General features: G+C 43.5%; 13 protein-coding genes and 5 tRNA genes. 17 read left to right on the top strand and 1 reads right to left on the bottom strand.

Going from position 1 to position 17,876, the window contains the following annotated elements:
* The first annotated feature begins 15 nt into the window (after positions 1 to 15).
* The 10 genes from AC3E8G_RS07895 (at position 16) to AC3E8G_RS07940 (ending at position 4,726) form a co-directional block, all read left to right on the top strand.
* Positions 16 to 96 (top strand) — tRNA-Tyr (locus AC3E8G_RS07895).
* Positions 97 to 102: 6 nt separating this feature from the next.
* Positions 103 to 173: transfer RNA gene (locus AC3E8G_RS07900), tRNA-Trp, on the top strand.
* 12 nt (positions 174 to 185) lie between these two features.
* Positions 186 to 258, top strand: a tRNA-His gene (locus AC3E8G_RS07905).
* A gap of 13 nt (positions 259 to 271) precedes the next feature.
* Positions 272 to 343: transfer RNA gene (locus tag AC3E8G_RS07910), tRNA-Gln, on the top strand.
* 9 nt (positions 344 to 352) lie between these two features.
* Positions 353 to 436 (top strand) — tRNA-Leu (locus tag AC3E8G_RS07915).
* A gap of 185 nt (positions 437 to 621) precedes the next feature.
* On the top strand, positions 622 to 1,059 hold the full coding sequence (locus AC3E8G_RS07920) for a zinc-dependent MarR family transcriptional regulator (protein ID WP_125335638.1): 438 nt from the start codon (positions 622 to 624) through the stop codon (positions 1,057 to 1,059).
* The gene (locus tag AC3E8G_RS07925) at positions 1,059 to 1,763 is read left to right on the top strand and encodes a metal ABC transporter ATP-binding protein (protein WP_048691339.1); all 705 of its coding nucleotides are present in this window, start codon (positions 1,059 to 1,061) and stop codon (positions 1,761 to 1,763) included. The genes AC3E8G_RS07920 and AC3E8G_RS07925 overlap by 1 nt, the downstream gene beginning before the upstream one ends.
* Positions 1,756 to 2,559: a metal ABC transporter permease gene (locus tag AC3E8G_RS07930; RefSeq protein ID WP_023022055.1), complete on the top strand. Its 804-nt coding sequence runs from the start codon at positions 1,756 to 1,758 to the stop codon at positions 2,557 to 2,559. Before AC3E8G_RS07925 ends, AC3E8G_RS07930 begins: the two co-directional genes overlap by 8 nt.
* An 8-nt stretch (positions 2,560 to 2,567) precedes the next feature.
* Positions 2,568 to 4,067, top strand: coding sequence for a zinc ABC transporter substrate-binding protein AdcA (locus tag AC3E8G_RS07935; protein ID WP_490677441.1), 1,500 nt, complete (start codon positions 2,568 to 2,570; stop codon positions 4,065 to 4,067).
* 113 nt (positions 4,068 to 4,180) lie between these two features.
* Complete coding sequence (locus AC3E8G_RS07940) at positions 4,181 to 4,726, top strand: DUF6287 domain-containing protein (protein ID WP_490677442.1); 546 nt, start codon at positions 4,181 to 4,183, stop codon at positions 4,724 to 4,726.
* Positions 4,727 to 4,786: 60 nt separating this feature from the next.
* Here the strand turns inward: AC3E8G_RS07940 and AC3E8G_RS07945 are convergent, their stop codons facing one another.
* Positions 4,787 to 6,865 (bottom strand): GH92 family glycosyl hydrolase, encoded by a 2,079-nt coding sequence (locus AC3E8G_RS07945; RefSeq protein ID WP_490677443.1) that lies wholly within the window; start codon positions 6,863 to 6,865, stop codon positions 4,787 to 4,789.
* A 348-nt stretch (positions 6,866 to 7,213) separates the two neighbouring features.
* On the opposite strand from AC3E8G_RS07945, the gene AC3E8G_RS07950 reads away from it, so the two are divergent.
* From AC3E8G_RS07950 to AC3E8G_RS07980, 7 genes are all read left to right on the top strand, one after another.
* Positions 7,214 to 8,494: a glycoside hydrolase family 125 protein gene (locus tag AC3E8G_RS07950; RefSeq protein WP_490677444.1), complete on the top strand. Its 1,281-nt coding sequence runs from the start codon at positions 7,214 to 7,216 to the stop codon at positions 8,492 to 8,494.
* Between the two features lie 241 nt (positions 8,495 to 8,735).
* Complete coding sequence (locus AC3E8G_RS07955) at positions 8,736 to 11,381, top strand: alpha-mannosidase (protein WP_490677445.1); 2,646 nt, start codon at positions 8,736 to 8,738, stop codon at positions 11,379 to 11,381.
* 83 nt (positions 11,382 to 11,464) lie between these two features.
* Positions 11,465 to 12,334 (top strand): ROK family protein, encoded by an 870-nt coding sequence (locus AC3E8G_RS07960; protein ID WP_233331972.1) that lies wholly within the window; start codon positions 11,465 to 11,467, stop codon positions 12,332 to 12,334.
* Complete coding sequence (locus tag AC3E8G_RS07965) at positions 12,328 to 14,208, top strand: beta-N-acetylhexosaminidase (RefSeq protein ID WP_490677446.1); 1,881 nt, start codon at positions 12,328 to 12,330, stop codon at positions 14,206 to 14,208. The genes AC3E8G_RS07960 and AC3E8G_RS07965 overlap by 7 nt, the downstream gene beginning before the upstream one ends.
* A gap of 216 nt (positions 14,209 to 14,424) precedes the next feature.
* The gene (locus tag AC3E8G_RS07970) at positions 14,425 to 15,354 is read left to right on the top strand and encodes an ABC transporter permease (RefSeq protein WP_023022063.1); all 930 of its coding nucleotides are present in this window, start codon (positions 14,425 to 14,427) and stop codon (positions 15,352 to 15,354) included.
* Between the two features lie 13 nt (positions 15,355 to 15,367).
* Positions 15,368 to 16,300 (top strand): carbohydrate ABC transporter permease, encoded by a 933-nt coding sequence (locus AC3E8G_RS07975; protein ID WP_048717481.1) that lies wholly within the window; start codon positions 15,368 to 15,370, stop codon positions 16,298 to 16,300.
* Positions 16,301 to 16,363: 63 nt separating this feature from the next.
* Positions 16,364 to 17,845, top strand: a complete 1,482-nt coding sequence (locus AC3E8G_RS07980) for an ABC transporter substrate-binding protein (RefSeq protein ID WP_154859121.1) — start codon at positions 16,364 to 16,366, stop codon at positions 17,843 to 17,845.
* Positions 17,846 to 17,876: the final 31 nt, after the last annotated feature.

Consider the following 17,876-nt stretch of genomic DNA (forward strand, 5'->3'; position numbering starts at 1 on the left):
AACTTAATATTATTCGGAAGGGTAGCGAAGAGGCTAAACGCGGCGGACTGTAAATCCGCTCCTTCGGGTTCGGGGGTTCGAATCCCTCCCCTTCCATCCTTTACGGGCATAGTTTAAAGGTAGAACTAAGGTCTCCAAAACCTTCAGTGTGGGTTCAATTCCTACTGCCCGTGTATAAGAATATGGCGGGTGTGGTGAAGTGGTTAACACACCAGATTGTGGCTCTGGCATGCGTGGGTTCGATCCCCATCACTCGCCTATTTTATATTATTGGGGTATAGCCAAGCGGTAAGGCAAGGGACTTTGACTCCCTCATGCGTTGGTTCGAATCCAGCTACCCCAGTTATACTTTGCCGGCGTGGCGGAATTGGCAGACGCGCTGGACTCAAAATCCAGTGTCCGCAAGGACGTGCCGGTTCGACCCCGGCCGCCGGTATAGTATTAAAGACAAGGTTTTCGGACATTGTCTTTTTCTTTTTTTCGTTGAATTGTTAACGCCGAGTTACTTAACAGTTACTAAAAATAGTTTTTGTTGTTTTCTGAAAATACTTTGACTATTTTCCTTTACTGTGTTATAATTAACCGGTAAAGTATTTACTGGTTAATAGAAAGGAAGTTCCTATGAAGGTTGCTAATCAGATAGATGAGTTTTTGAATTCTATCTTACTTATTTCTGAGAATCAGCATGAAGTATTGATAGGTTCTTGTACAAGTGGTTTTTCTTTAACCAATACGCAAGAACACATTTTAATGTTATTATCAAAGAATAATTATTCCAATTCTGAGCTTGCTAAATTGCTGAATGTTAGTCAAGCTGCTGTTACTAAGGCTGTTAAACAATTACTTTCTTTTGGGATGTTAGAAGCTCTAAAAGATGAGAAAGATGCTCGCATAGTTTTGTACCGTTTAACAGATTTGGGGCGTCCAGTTGCTGAGGAACATTCTCATCATCATGATCATACTTTGGCTGTTTATAATCAGGTTTTGAGCGAATTTTCTCAAGAAGAACAAATGGTTATTTCTAGGTTTTTATCTCGCTTATTGGAGGATCTTCGTTAATGCGTTATATCACTGTTAAAGATCTTTCGTTTTATTATGATCGAGAACCGGTTCTAGAAGGTGTGAATTACTACTTGGATAGCGGGGAGTTTGTGACGCTGACTGGTGAGAATGGCGCCGCCAAATCTACTTTGATCAAGGCAAGTCTTGGCATCTTAAAACCAAAAGTAGGAACGGTTGAAATTGCTAAGGAAAATGTAGCTGGTAAAAAATTACGAATCGCTTATCTTCCGCAACAAATTGCAAGCTTTAATGCGGGCTTTCCCAGTTCTGTTTATGAGTTTGTGAAATCGGGGCGGTATCCTCGCAAGGGTTGGTTTCGTCGCTTAAATCATCACGATGAGGAGCACATTTTAGCTAGTTTATCTGCTGTTGGGATGTTAGAGCATCGTGATAAACCTTTAGGGGCTCTATCCGGTGGCCAGAAACAACGGGCTGTCATTGCACGAATGTTTGCGTCTGATCCAGATATTTTTGTCTTGGATGAACCGACTACTGGGATGGATGCTGGCAGTAAGGATGAGTTTTATGAATTGATGCACCACAGTGCCCATCATCATGGGAAGGCTGTTTTGATGATTACGCATGATCCTGAAGAGGTGAGCCATTACGCAGATCGCAATATTCACCTGGTGAGAAAACAAAATTCTCCATGGCGTTGCTTTAATGTCCATGAGAAAGATGGAGGTGAGGACCATGCTTAGTCTCTTTCAGTATGATTTTATGCAACGGGCCTTGTTGGCGATGGTTGCTATGAGTCTCTTCTCTCCTATCTTAGGTGTATTTTTGATTTTACGTCGTCAGAGTTTGATGAGTGATACGCTGAGTCACGTTTCTCTATCAGGGGTTGCTTTTGGTCTCTTCCTTGGTTTCTCCCCGACTATTTCTACAGTCATTGTGGTCATCATAGCGGCTGTATTTCTAGAGTACTTACGCACAGTCTATAAAGATTTTATGGAAATTGGGACAGCGATTCTCATGTCAACCGGCTTGGCCTTGGCTTTGGTGATCATGAAGGGCGGCGGTAAAAGCTCCATGAGTCTGGACCAGTACCTATTTGGTTCTACCTTGACCATTACCGATGAGCAAGTGTTAGCTCTGTTTGTCATAGCAGCGATTGTTTTATGTTTGACGGTTCTCTTTATTCGTCCGATGTATATTCTTACGTTTGACGAGGATACAGCTTATGTAGATGGTTTACCAGTGCGTCTCATGTCTATCTTGTTTAATATCGTGACAGGGGTGGCTATCGCCTTGATGATTCCGGCTGCGGGTTCCTTGTTGGTATCTACCATCATGGTCTTGCCAGCTAGTATTGCTTTAAAGCTAGGAAAAACCTTCCGTTCAGTCATGCTTTTGGCAGTGGTTATTGGTTTTGTAGGGATGGTCAGTGGTCTCATTCTTTCTTATTACCCGGATACACCGGTTAGTGCGACCATTACCCTCTTATTTGTATCCTTCTTTTTGCTCTCAAATCTTTTTGTTAAATTTAGAAAATAGGTGATCTTATGAAAAAACTTGCATGGCTGGTATTAGCCTTTTGTAGTCTTCTTTTAGTAGCTTGTAGTGGTGGTCAAAATCAGTCAGGGAAATTGAAAGTCATGACGACTTTCTATCCTGTCTATGAATTTACTAAGCAAGTCGTTGGAGACGAGGGAGATGTGGAGCTCTTAATCGGGTCTGGTTCGGAACCCCATGATTTTGAATTGTCTGCCAAGGGGCGCGCAAAAATCCAAGAGTCAGATGTCTTTGTCTATGAGAATGAGAACATGGAAACGTGGGTGCCTCAGTTGTTGAAATCAATGGATGGCAAGAAAACCAAGGTTGTCAAAGCGACGGAAAATATGCTGCTTTTACCAGGTGGTGAAGAAGAGCATGACCATGAGGGAGGGGAAGAACACCATCATGACTACGATCCCCATGTCTGGCTTTCTCCGCAGAGAGCCATTAAAATGGTGGAAACGATTCGTGATCAACTGGTGAAACAGTACCCAGATAAAAAGGATAGCTTTACAGCTAATGCGGATGCCTATATTGCCAAGTTGAAAAAATTGGATGATAGCTATACGAAGAGCTTATCTGCAGCAAAACAGAAAAATTTTGTCACTCAACACGCAGCTTTCCGTTATTTGGCCCTGGACTATGGCTTGAATCAAGTCTCTATCTCAGGTTTGTCACCAGATAGTGAACCGTCTGCGACTCGCTTGAGTGAATTGACAGAGTACATCAAGAAGAACGACATCAAGGTCATCTACTTTGAAGAAAATGCTTCTAAATCCTTATCGAAAACCTTGTCTGCTGAAACCGGTGTGGATCTAGCTGTTTTGAATCCATTAGAGAGCTTGACAGATGAGCAGATGAAAGATGGTGAAGACTACATCTCTATCATGGGAGCCAACCTCAAATCTTTGGAGTTAACAACGACTCAAGCCGGAAAAGAAATCGCTCCAGAAGAGGAAGAAGACACCAAAACAGTAGCCAATGGCTACTTTGAGGACAGTGCTATTAAGGACCGAACTCTTTCAGACTATGTAGGTGATTGGCAGTCTGTGTATCCTTATCTAAAAGATGGAAGCTTGGACCAAGTTTTTGACTACAAAGCTAAACTAACCAAGTCAAAAACAGCTGAAGAGTATAAAGCTTACTACACCACAGGTTATAAAACAGATGTCGACCGGATTGTCATTACAGACAAAACCATGACTTTCTATAAGAATGGGGAAGAGAAGAAGTTCGAATACCGCTATGCTGGGAAGCATACGCTGACTTATACAAAAGGGAATCGTGGAGTGCGTTATCTCTTTGAAGCAACTGATCCGAATGCGGGTGAATTCAAGTATGTTCAATTCAGTGATCATCAAATTGCTCCTAATAAGGCAGCTCACTTCCATATTTTCTTCGGTGGGGAAAGTCAAGAGGCTCTTTACAATGAATTGGAAAATTGGCCTACCTACTACCCAAGTGACTTATCCGGCTTTGAAATTGCACAGGAAATGTTAGCCCATTAATCAAATCGAGAAGGAACCAACTGGTTCCTTTTTTGATAGTAACAGAAACTTGTCAATTTGCTAGAAAAAGGATAAAATTAGGCTTAGAGAATACATTGAATTAAGGGAGATTCATGATGAAAAAGTATCGTTTGCTATTATTGCTTTCTGCTCTACTATTTTTCCTTGGTTCCTGCGGTCAGAAAAAGCAGGAGGCAGGGTCTGAAAGTAAAGAAAGTACGGTTCGTCAATCGAAGGATAGCTCAGCTACGAGTGAAGCAAAGAAAGCTGAGAGTTCGAGTGATAAGAAAGAGAAAACAAAGATGGATATTGAAGCAATTGCTCAAGGGGATTATAGTAGCGTAGCTGGTGTCTGGCAAGATGACAAGGGGAATAAATTGGTCTTTGATCAAAATGGTTTGGTCTCTAACGAATATGAATCTTACGGTCTCTCCTTGACGGATTATGGGACTGTTTCAGGAGGAGTCTACGGAGGAATCACAGGTGGATTTTTAATGGAATTCATCCCTGCTGGGCTTACGATTGATGATCAAACGGATGAAAATGGAGAAGTCGTCTTCCATGATAACTCTGATGCCAGCAAGGATCGTCTCTGGACTGGAACTGGGATGTACAGTTTTACCGAACAAGGGTCTTTCCTCTATAAGGTTGGGGATTAGGTCGTATAAATGAAATAGAAAAGAATGAGGAGTGTCCAACTCTTCATTCTTTTTCGTTTTTTAGATCTTAGGGAGCCAAGAAAGGTGGAAATCCAGCTTCTCTGCTTTCAAGAGGTCTTGGTGGCTTACTCTATCGATTCTGTTCCCATCAAGGGAAACATCTTGAAGGAAGTGCGCTTGGGCTGTGTGGGTTGTACAATGGATATGCAGCCATTTTTTCTCTTGAGGGAGATAGAGGCGCAAGTGTTTAAAGAGAGGAATCCCTAGGTCATAGATAGGTTTACCAGGGCAAGTCGGATAGAGTCCTAAGACGGACCAGATATACCAAGAAGATAGACTGCCATTATCTTCATCTCCTGGATAGGCCTGGAAGGTCGGTTGGAAGGCTTCCTTGCGAAGGGCTTGAATTAGTAAGCTAGTGTATTCCGGGTGTTGGCTATAGCGAAAGAGATAGGGAATGTGGAAACTCGGTTGGTTCGAAATGGCAATTTGCCCAAAAGGAGCTTGGGCCATCTCAGTCATTTCGTGAATTTCGTAGCCATAGCCCGTCACTTCATAGCGCGGTGCTTGGGTTGCTAGTTGGGTTAAGTAGTGGGTAAAGCCTTCTTCTCCTCCAAAGAGTTGCTTGAGTCCTTCGATATCATGGAGGGCACCTAAAGCTGCTTGAATGGCAGAGCACTCTGCATAGTCGCGTCCCCAACTGATGGGTGAGAAGTCTGGTCTGAAATGGCCCTCCTTATCTTTGGCCCGAATATAACCTGTTTCGGGATCAAAGAGGGTTCGGTAGGAAAGACTGGATTGAGCATACTCTTTGGCCAGTTCATTTTTGCCAAGTAGCTGGGCTGTTTGGGCGATACAAAAATCGCTATAGGAGAAGTCGATGGTATGACTCACACTTTCGTGATAGTCGGTGGATAGATAGCCTAACTTCTTGTATTCTTTAGCTCCTCGTCGACCGTAATGACCATTTGGATCTTCTTTCCTAGCTGTATCTAGCATGGCTTCAAAAAGTTCCGTCTGAAGGCCGGAAGCCAGACCTTTTTGGATAGCATCTGCAATGACCCCGTCAATGAGTGTCCCTGGCATCATGCCTCTTTCGTCCGGTGCTAGCCATTTAGGAAGGAAGCCCGTGTCCCGGTAATGGCTAAGGAAGCCTTCGAGAAATTCCTGATAGAGTTCTGGATAGACTAGGCTATAAAGAGGAAAGGTGGTCCGAAAGAGATCCCAGAAGCCCAAATTCATGAAGTATTTTCCTTCTTGAATGCGGTTGTGAGCGAAGTCGCGATGGACTGCTTTCCCCTCAGGGGTCACTTCATAACAAGTCTGAGGAAAGAGCAGACTACGGTAGAGACAGTGATCGAAAAAGGTTCGATCCTCTCCACCTGTATCTAAAATTTCAAATCGGTCCATTAGCTCTTGCCACTTGCGACCGGCTTCTTCTTTCATCTCTTCAAAGCTAGCTTTTGGGAGATGTAGTTGGGCTAACTCAGGGTTAATAAAGGAAGTGCCTAATCGAGCTTCCAGCGTGGGGCTGTCAAACTCTAGGATCAAATCTTGACCCAGCCAGTGAGTGTGAGTGATGGCTTGATCAAATTCGACATGAAGATAGAAAGGATAGGTTTGTTGGTCGGTATGATTTTGGTCTAGGATGTGAAAATGTAGATCCGTTTTTCCGAATTCTACTTCAGTTAGTCCATTGGGGCAATGAATGGCCAGTGAAAGTGCAGACGGCCCTCTAAAGCGGAGGATGGCCCCGTAGAGGCTGGGAGTCAGCTCGGTGTGGATTTGATAGCGTTCTGAGGTGAGGGCTAAATAATGGGGCTGAAAGATAGCTTCTTGGATCCGGTAACTGCTCTGTCTAAAATAGAGGTCTTCTTGAGTCGGTATGTCTGTTAGTGGGGTAAGGAGGCACCAAGAAAAATCCCCAATCCAAGGACTCGGCTGATGGGTCAAGCGAATGCCTTGAAAGATTGGAAGGTTGGGGTTGAAAAACCAAGCACCCTGTTCATGTGTCGTCTGAGGGAGAAAATAATTCATCCCAAAAGGAACTCCTGTATAAGGGAGGGTGTTGCCGTTGGAATAAGCTGAGTGATTGTCTGTTCCTAAGCGGGTATCAATGTGAGTAATATCGGTCTTCATGCGGGACCTCCTGTGTCATACTGAGGCTGGGACAAAAGTCCTAGCCTCTCAATTTTCTTTGGATTGTCGACCAAGACGCAGTGGTTGAGTGGGCTCTACTACGCTGATTTCATCAGCGTTTACAGTCCTACTCAACTGTGCGGAGGTGCGACGACGAAATCGAATTCTAACGAATTACCGATTTCTGTCCCACTCTCTTTCTTTATTTTAGCAGAAGCCACTCAAATCGGAAAGTCTTTTTCAAAACTAGAAAAGTTTGTAGAAAAAGGGCTATAATTTGCGTATGTATTTCCCCTTTGAAATCTTTTATACTGAATAGGAAAGAATCGATACGTGTGAGGAAAACAAATGACCTATTCAAAAGAAATCGTCAGAGAATGGTTGGATCAAGTAGCAGAACGTGCCAAGGATTACCCTGAGTGGGTGGATGTCTTTGAGCGTTGCTATACAGACACTTTAGATAATACAGTGGAAATTTTGGAAGATGGCTCGACCTTTGTACTGACGGGAGATATTCCAGCTATGTGGTTGCGTGACTCGACAGCCCAGCTGAGACCCTACCTTCATGTGGCAAAAAGAGACCCTCGTTTACGTCAGACCATTGCAGGTTTGGTCAAACGTCAGATGACTTTGATCCTCAAGGATCCCTATGCTAACTCTTTTAATATTGAGGAGAACTGGAAGGGCCATCACGAGACCGACCACACCGATTTGAATGGCTGGATTTGGGAGCGCAAGTATGAAGTGGATTCGCTTTGCTATCCCTTGCAGTTAGCTTACCTCCTTTGGAAGGAAACTGGTGAGACTAGCCAATTTGATGAAACCTTTGTCACAGCGACTAAGGAAATCCTTCATCTCTGGACAGTAGAGCAAGACCACAACAACTCCCCTTATCGCTTTGTTCGGGATACGGATCGTAAGGAAGACACGTTAGTGAATGAAGGTTTTGGTCCTGATTTTGCCGTGACAGGAATGACCTGGTCAGCCTTTCGTCCAAGTGATGATTGCTGTCAATATAGCTACTTGATTCCGTCAAATATGTTTGCAGTCGTTGTCTTAGGTTATGTCCAAGAAATCTTTGCTACATTGAATCTAGCTGATAGCGAGAGAATCATTGCTGATGCCAAACGTCTGCAGACTGAGATTCAAGAAGGGATTGAAAACTACGCCTACACCACTAACAGCAAGGGCGAGAAAATCTATGCCTTTGAGGTAGACGGTTTGGGAAATGCTAGCATCATGGACGATCCGAATGTGCCAAGCTTGTTGGCCGCTCCCTATCTGGGTTACTGTGATGTCAACGATGAAGTCTATCAAGCAACTCGTCGCACTATTCTGAGTCCTGAGAATCCTTACTTCTATGAAGGAAAGTACGCAAGCGGACTCGGAAGTTCTCATACCTTCTATCGCTATATCTGGCCGATTGCTTTATCCATCCAAGGATTGACAACGACAGATAAAGCTGAGAAAAAACATTTGTTGGATCAGCTCGTTGCCTGCGATGGTGGAACAGGTGTCATGCACGAAAGTTTCCACGTGGATGATCCAACTAAATATTCGCGTGAATGGTTCTCTTGGGCCAACATGATGTTCTGTGAATTGGTCTTGGATTACTTGGATATTCGCTAATACTCTTCGAAAATCAAATTCAAACCACGTCAGCTTCGCCTTGCCGTATATATGTTACTGACTTCGTCAGTTCTATCTACAACCTCAAAGCAGTGCTTTGAGCAACCTGCGGCTAGCTTTCTAGTTTGCTCTTTGATTTTCATTGAGTATAAGGAGCACGCTTTAGCTTCACTGATTCTTGTTAGAATCACAAGTTTATATTTAAAACATTAAAAATTTAAGTTAGAATGAGGTTTTACTCATGGAAAATGTTGTTGTACATATCATCTCTCACAGCCACTGGGATCGTGAGTGGTATCTACCTTTTGAAAGTCACCGGATGCAATTGGTGGAACTTTTTGATAATCTCTTTGATCTTTTTGAAAATGACCCAGAGTTCAAAAGCTTCCACTTGGATGGACAAACCATCGTCCTTGATGATTACTTGGAAATTCGCCCTGAAAACCGTGACAAGGTGCAGCGTTATATCGACGAAGGCAAGCTCAAGATTGGTCCTTTCTATATCTTGCAGGATGATTACTTGATTTCCAGTGAAGCTAACGTCCGCAATACCTTGATTGGACAAGCGGAATGTGCCAAATGGGGCAAATCAACTCAAATCGGCTATTTCCCAGATACCTTTGGAAATATGGGGCAGGCTCCTCAAATCCTTCAAAAATCAGGCATTCACGTAGCAGCCTTTGGGCGCGGTGTTAAACCGATTGGATTTGACAACCAAGTCCTCGAAGATGAACAGTTTACCTCTCAATTCTCTGAGATGTACTGGCAGGGGGCGGATGGTAGCTGTGTACTCGGCATTCTCTTTGCCAACTGGTACAGTAACGGGAATGAAATTCCAGTGGATAAAGATGAGGCTTTGGCTTTCTGGAAACAAAAATTAGCAGACGTCCGTGACTATGCATCGACCAACCAATGGTTGATGATGAACGGCTGTGACCACCAGCCTGTACAGAGAAATATTAGTGAAGCCATTCGCGTGGCCAATGAACTCTTCCCAGACGTGACCTTTATTCATAGCTCCTTTGACGAATATGTGCAAGCAGTGGAAAGTGCGCTTCCTGAGCAATTATCAACGGTTACAGGAGAATTGACCAGTCAGGAAACCGATGGTTGGTATACTCTGGCGAATACCTCTTCTTCACGGGTTTACCTCAAACAAGCCTTCCAAGAAAACAGCAATTTGTTAGAGCAAGTGGTGGAACCTTTGACCATCATCACTGGTGGGCACAACCACAAGGATCAATTGACCTATGCTTGGAAGACCCTCTTGCAAAATGCACCACACGATAGTATTTGTGGATGTAGCGTGGACGAAGTTCACCGCGAAATGGAAGTTCGTTTTGCCAAGGTCAACCAAGTCGGTAACTTTGTCAAGACCAACCTTCTCAATGAATGGAAAGAGAAACTAGCGACTCAGAAAGCCCAAAGTGAACAACTCTTTACTGTGATGAACACTGGCTTGCATGGCAAGGTGGACACCGTCAGCACGGTTATTGATGTAGCGGTTTGTCCATTTAAGGAATTGCACCCGACAGAGGGCTTCAAGAAAATGGCTGCTTTGACCTTGCCAGATTATCACGTAGAGGATTTAGATGGTCATCTTGTAGAAGCAGAGATTGAAGATTTGGGGGCAAGTTTTGGCTATACTTTGCCTAAGGATAAATTCCGCCAACCATATATTGCACGCCAAGTGCGCGTGACGGTTCCGGTTCACCTAGCGCCTCTTTCTTGGACCACCTTCCAGCTCTTGGAAGGAAAAGCTTCCCATCATGATGGGATTTACCAAAATGGGGTTCTCGATACGCCGTTCGTAACCCTCAGTATTGATGATGGCTTGACCCTTTACGACAAGACGACCAATGAGGCTTATGAGGACTTCCTTGGCTTCGAAGACCGCGGTGATATTGGCAATGAATACATTTACTTCCAACCAAAAGGAACAGAACCCATCTATGCGGAGCTGAAAGCTCATGAGGTCTTGGAAAATAATGCTCGCTATGCCAAAATCTTGCTCAAGCATGACTTGACCATCCCAGTCAGCGCGGATGAACAATTGGATGCGGAACAAAGAGGCATTATCGAGTTTATGAACCGAGAAGCAGGACGGTCAGAAGAGCTGACAACCATTCCGTTGGAAACAGTGATGACCGTCTTTGTGGATGACCCGCAAATTCGCTTCAAGACGCGCTTTACCAATACTGCTAAGGATCACCGCATTCGTCTCTTGGTCAAAACTCATAACACTCGTCCAAGCAATGACTCGGAAAGCATTTATGAGGTCGTGACACGGCCGAATAAACCAGCAGCTTCTTGGGAAAATCCTGAAAATCCACAACACCAACAAGCCTTTGTCAGCTTGTATGATGATGTTAAAGGAGTGACCGTAGCCAACAAAGGATTGCATGAATACGAAATTCTTGGAGACGACACCATAGCTGTAACCCTTCTCCGTGCTTCAGGGGAACTCGGTGACTGGGGCTACTTCCCAACACCAGAAGCCCAGTGCTTGCGAGCTATCGAAGTTGAGTTTGCAGTAGAATGCCATCAGGCTCAGGATCGTTTCTCAGCCTTTCGTCGTGCCAAAGCCTTCCAAGTGCCATTTACAGCTCTTCAAGTTGCAAAACAAGAGGGTAGCGTTGCAGCAACAGGTAGTCTCTTCAACCATCCAGCACTGAATTTGCCACAAGTCTGCCCAACAGCCTTTAAAGTTGCTGAGAATGAAGAAGGTTACGTCCTTCGTTACTACAACATGAGCCAAGAAAATGTTCGCGTGTCTGATAAACAACAAACCATTCTTGACTTATTGGAACGCCCATATCCAGTTCACTCAGGACTATTGGCACCACAAGAAATTCGTACAGAATTGATCAAAAAAGAAGAAATTTAATTTCAAAAAGGTAACATAAAAGAAAGGAGGAGCGACAAAGTAAGAACTAACTACTGACTCGCTCCTTTTTACAGGTAAAAGCCATGACCATTGCAACGATTGATATCGGAGGGACCGGTATAAAATTTGCCAGTCTGACTCCGGATGGAAAGATTTTAGATAAGGCCAGCACCCCAACGCCAGAGACTCTGGAAGAGTTGCTAGCTTGGTTGGACCAGCGATTGTCAGAACAAGACTATCGTGGGATTGCTATGAGTGTACCAGGTGCCGTTCATCAAGAAACAGGAGTGATTGAAGGAATTAGTGCCATCCCTTACATTCATGGTTTTTCTTGGTATGAGGCCCTTGCTCATCACCAGCTACCTGTTCATCTAGAAAATGATGCCAACTGTGTTGGACTGAGTGAACTGTTAGCTCATCCTGAAATTGAAAATGCAGCCTGTGTCGTGGTTGGTACAGGGATCGGTGGCGCCATGATTATCAATGGCAAGCTGCACCGAGGTCGCCATGGCCTGGGCGGTGAGTTTGGTTATATGACCACCATCGAACCTGCAGAAAAGCTCAACAACTGGTCACTACTAGCTTCTACAGGAAACATGGTTCGCTACGTCATTGAAAAATCAGGTCAGTCTGACTGGGATGGCCGTAAGGTTTACCAAGAGGCTGCAGCAGGAAATGACCTCTGCCAAGAAGCCATTGAACGCATGAACCGTAACCTAGCTCAAGGCCTGCTCAATATCCAGTACCTGATTGACCCAGATGTGATTAGTCTAGGCGGCTCTATCAGTCAGAACCCTGATTTTATCAAAGGCGTGCAAAAAGCGGTGGATGCCTTTGTAGAAACTTATGAAGAATATACCATCGCTCCAGTCATTCAAGCTTGCACCTATCACGCAGATGCCAATCTATACGGTGCCCTTGTCAACTGGTTACAGGAGGAAAACCAATGGTAAGTTTTACAGGACTTAGTCCCAAACAAGCCCAATCTATCGAAGTATTAAAAAATCACATTTCTCTACCGGATGTAGAGGTGGCAGTCGCTCAGTCTGACCAAGCTTCTATCTCTATCAAGGGTAAGAATGGGCAGTATCAACTGACCTACCGTAAACCTCATCAACTCTACCGTGCTTTATCTGTGCTAGCAACAGCTTTAGCAGAAGGGGACAAGGTAGAGATTGAAGAGCAGGCGGCCTATGAAGATTTAGCCTATATGGCGGACTGTTCGCGCAATGCCGTGCTCAATGTCGCATCTGCCAAACAGATGATTGAAGTCTTGGCTCTGATGGGTTATTCAACCTTTGAGCTCTACATGGAAGACACCTATCAGATTGAAGGGCAACCTTATTTTGGTTATTTCCGCGGGGCTTATTCAGCTGAAGAGTTACAGGAAATTGAAGCCTACGCCCAGCAGTTTGACATGACCTTTGTACCATGTATCCAAACCTTGGCTCACTTATCAGCCTTTGTCAAATGGGGTGTCAAGGAAGTGCAGCAACTCCGCGATGTAGAAGATATTCTTCTCATCGGTGAAGAAAAAGTCTACGACCTGATTGACGGTATGTTTGCTACTTTGTCTAAATTACAAACCCGCAAGGTCAATATTGGAATGGACGAAGCTCACCTGGTTGGTTTGGGACGCTACCTCATCTTAAATGGTATTGTGGACCGCAGTCTTCTCATGTGCCAACATTTGGAGCGCGTGCTGGATATTGCAGACAAGTATGGTTTCCACTGCCAGATGTGGAGTGATATGTTCTTCAAGCTTATGTCAGCAGATGGCCAGTACGACCGTGATGTGGAAATTCCAGAGGAAACACGAGTTTATCTAGACCGTCTCAAAGACCGTGTCACCTTGGTTTACTGGGATTATTACCAAGATAGCGAAGAAAAATACAACCGCAACTTCAGTAACCACCATAAGATTAGCCAGGATATCGCCTTTGCAGGTGGTGCTTGGAAGTGGATTGGTTTCACGCCCCACAATCATTTCAGTCGTCTCATTGCTCTTGAAGCAAACAAAGCCTGCCGTGCCAATCAGATCAAAGAAGTCATTGTGACGGGTTGGGGGGACAATGGTGGGGAAACAGCCCAGTTCTCTATTCTGCCTAGCTTGCAAATCTGGGCAGAACTCAGCTACCGCAATGACTTAGAGCGTCTGTCTGCCCATTTCAAGACCAATGCAGGCCTATCGGTTGAGGACTTCATGCAGCTGGATCTGGCTAACCTCTTGCCAGACCTACCAGATAATCTCAGTGGGATCAACCCGAACCGCTATGTCTTTTATCAGGATGTTCTCTGTCCAATCCTTGACAAGCACATGACTCCTGATCAGGACAAACCTCACTTTGCCCAGGCAGCGGAGACTCTTGCTACTATCAAAGAAAAAGCAGGCATCTACGCTTATCTCTTTGAAACTCAGGCTCAGTTGAACCAGATTTTAAGCAGTAAAGTGGATGTAGGACGACGCATCCGTGAGGCTTATCGCACAGGTGATAAAGAGAGCTTGCAACAAATCGCTAGAGAAGAATTACCAAAACTCAGAAGTCAGATTGAACACTTCCATAACCTCTTTAGCCACCAATGGTTGAAAGAAAACAAGGTCTTTGGTTTGGATACAGTAGACATCCGTATGGGTGGACTCTTGCAACGCATCAAGCGAGCAGAAAATCGGATTGAAGACTACCTAGCAGGCGAAATCTCTCGTATCGATGAACTAGAAGTAGAGATCTTGCCATTTAATGACTTTTACGCAGACAAGGATTTCGCAGCTACAACAGCTAACCAGTGGCATACCATTGCGACAGCTTCGACTATTTATACAACCTAATCCAAAAGGCTGTCTTTAAAGAAAATGAATTTTAAGGAGGAGAAGGATTTCCTATGAAAAGAGGAATTTCTTCTCCTTTTTTCTCCATTTTTAAGGCTATGTCATAAATTTGTAGAATTTTTTCTATAATTAGGAGTTTGAAAAAGTTTTCATAGAGTTTTATAATAAAAAATGTAAACGTTACCAAAAAATAAAATGACAAAGGGGGGGAGTCAGATGAAAAAGTTTGTTAAGACCTTGAGAGAAAATCTCATTTTCTTCTTGATGGTTTTACCAGGTGCAGCGTGGTTGATTTTATTCTTCTACATACCTGTTTTGGGAAACGTTGTCGCATTTAAAGACTATCATATCACCGGAGAGGGATTTATTGATAGTGTAATGAAGAGTAAGTGGGTAGGATTTGATAACTTCAAATTCCTCTTTAGTTCTAAAGATGCTTATATCATTACAAGAAATACCGTCCTTTACAACCTTGCCTTTATTTTCTTGGGCTTGATTGTTTCCGTTGGGATTGCCATCATCTTTAGTGAGATGCGTTCCAAACGGTTGGTTAAAGTGTTTCAAACATCAATGTTGTTCCCCTATTTCTTGTCATGGGTTATCATCAGCTTCTTTACAGATGCCTTCTTAAACGTCGATAAAGGCTTGATTAACCACATCTTAACATCACTTGGGATGAAAGGAATCAACTTCTATACAGAGGTTGCCATCTGGCCAGCGCTTCTCCTCTTCTTAGGAATCTGGAAAGGCTTTGGTTATAGCAGTGTTATGTACTATGCAACCATCATGGGAATTGATCCAACCTTCTACGAAGCCGCAACAGTGGATGGAGCATCTAAGTGGCAGCGAATCCGCCACATTACCATTCCTCAGTTGGCTTCCTTGATCACGGTCTTAACCATCCTTGCCATCGGAAATATCTTCCGTGCTGACTTTGGATTGTTCTACCAAATCCCACATAACTCAGGTGCCCTTTATAGTGTGACAAACGTAATTGATGTCTATGTCTACAACGGACTTGCTAAATCAGGAGATATTGCGATGGCCGCAGCGGCTGGTCTTTACCAATCAGTTGTCGGATTGATTCTCGTTTTACTTTCTAATATTGTAGCACGTCGGATTGATAAGAATGCAGCGCTCTTCTAGAAAGGAGGATACCATGGCAAAATCAAAAATTAAAAAAGAAAAAGTTGATAATGTTGGGATCCACTCCTTCAGTAAGAAAGCAGACATCTTTTTTAGTAGTATCGTTGGCTTGGTTGCTCTATCCTGTATCTTGCCCTTTATCTTCGTTGTCATGATTTCCTTGACAGATGAACAAAGTTTGGCAATTCACGGCTTCCAATTTTGGCCTGCTAAATTCGGTACAGATGGCTATCTTTTCCTTGTTCAATTTAAGGATAAGATTCTTCAAGCCCTCTTTATTACCTTGTTTGTAACGATTGTAGGGACAGCATGTAATGTTTTCATTACAACGACCTATGCCTACGCGATCTCTCGTAGAACCTTTAAGTACAGAAACTTCTTTACTGTCTTTGCCCTCTTGAGCATGCTCTTTAGCGCAGGGATGGTACCAGGATATATCGTTACCACTCAGCTGCTTCATTTAGGAGATACGGTTGGAGCCCTCATCATTCCGATGTTATTGAGTCCTTTTAACATCATCTTGATGCGGACCTTCTTCAAACGGACGATCCCAGAAGCCATTCTTGAGTCTGCTCGGATAGATGGAGCCAGTGAGACACGGATCTTCTTCCAGATCTGTTTACCACTTTCTCTCCCAGGGATTGCGACCATCAGTCTCTTTACAGCCCTCGGCTTCTGGAATGACTGGTTCAACGCTCTCCTCTATATCAAGAGTGAAAACCTCTATCCCCTTCAATACTTGCTGATGCAAATCCAAAATAATATGGATTACATCTCTAAATCAGTCGGTGCATCTAGCCAAATCGCTGGTGCAGTCCAATCCCTTCCTAAGGAAACTGGTCGGATGGCCATGGTGGTGGTGGCAACAGTTCCAATCGCTATCCTCTATCCATTCTTCCAACGTTACTTTGTAAAAGGATTGACCATCGGTGGTGTGAAAGAGTAAGCGAACCTTTCCCACCCACCCTTCATAATGTTAATAAAGAAAAATAAAAAAGGAGTTTTTCTTATGAAAAATTGGAAAAAATATGCTTTAGCTTCTGCTAGCGTTCTCGCACTTGGAGCAACTCTTGCTGCTTGTGGTAACTTGACAGGTGATAACCAAAAATCATCTAAGAGTGAAGATGGCAAAACAGTTATCAAAATGTACCAAATCGGTGACAAACCGGATAACTTGGATACCTTGTTAGAAAATGCCAACAAGATCATCGAAGAAAAAGCTGGCGTTAAATTAGACATCCAATACCTTGGTTGGGGTGACTACGACAAGAAGATGAACGTTATCATCTCATCTGGTGAAAGCTACGATATTGCTTTCGCAAACAACTATGTCATCAATGCTCAAAAAGGTGCTTACGCTGACTTGACAGACTTGTACAAGAAAGAAGGGAAAGAGCTCTATGAAGCACTTGACCCAGCTTACATCAAAGGGAATACTGTAAACGGCAAGATCTATGCTGTTCCAGTTGCAGCCAACGTTGCATCTTCACAAAACTTTGCCTTCAACGGACCACTTCTTGAAAAATATGGTATCGACATCTCAAACGTAAAAGACTATGCTTCTCTTGAACCAGTCTTGAAAGCGATCAAAGAAAAAGATCCAAACGTTGTTCCATTCGCAATGAACAAGAGCTACGGTGGACCTTCTGATGACTTCGATTACATTGCAGTAGATGGACTTCCATTCGTTGTCGATTTGCAAGGTGACACAACTAAGATCGTTGACCGTTACACTATTCCACGTTATGTTGAAAACTTGAAGACTCTTCATAAATACTATGAAGCTGGCTACATTCCAAAAGACGTAGCTACAAGCGACACTGGATATGACCTTTCTCAAGATACTTGGTTGGTACGTGAAGAAACAGTAGGACCTGCTGACTACGGTAACAGCTTGCTTACTCGTGTAGCAAACCGTAAGATCGAAATCAAACCATTCACTCAACTTTACAAGAAGAACAACACTACTCAAGTTGCAAACTTTGTCATCTCAAACAACTCTAAGAACAAAGAAAAAGCAATGGAGGTATTGAACCTCTTGAACACAAACCCAGAACTCTTGAACGGTCTTGTTTATGGTCCAGAAGGCAAGAACTGGGAAAAAGTTGAAGGTAAAGAAAACCGTGTGAAAGTCTTGGATGGCTACAACGGAAACACTCACATGTCTGGATGGAATACTGGTAACAACTGGATTCTTTACATCAACGAAAACGTAACGGATGAGCAAATTGCACAATCTAAGAAAGACTTGGAAACTGCAAAAGAATCTCCAGCACTTGGTTTCATCTTCAACACTGAAAACGTGAAATCAGAAATTACTGCCCTTACTAACACTTTGAACCAATTCACAAGTGCCATCAATACAGGTACAGTAGATCCTGAAGTTGAAATTCCTAAGATGCTTGAAAAATTGAAATCAGAAGGTGCCTACCAAAAAGTCTTGGATGAAATCCAAAAACAATACGATGAGTACCTTGCTTCTAAGAAATAAGCTAACATTACTTGCTTAAGTCTATCAAAAG

This window comes from Streptococcus sp. SCPM-O-B-15294 (M123) (assembly GCF_058200455.1).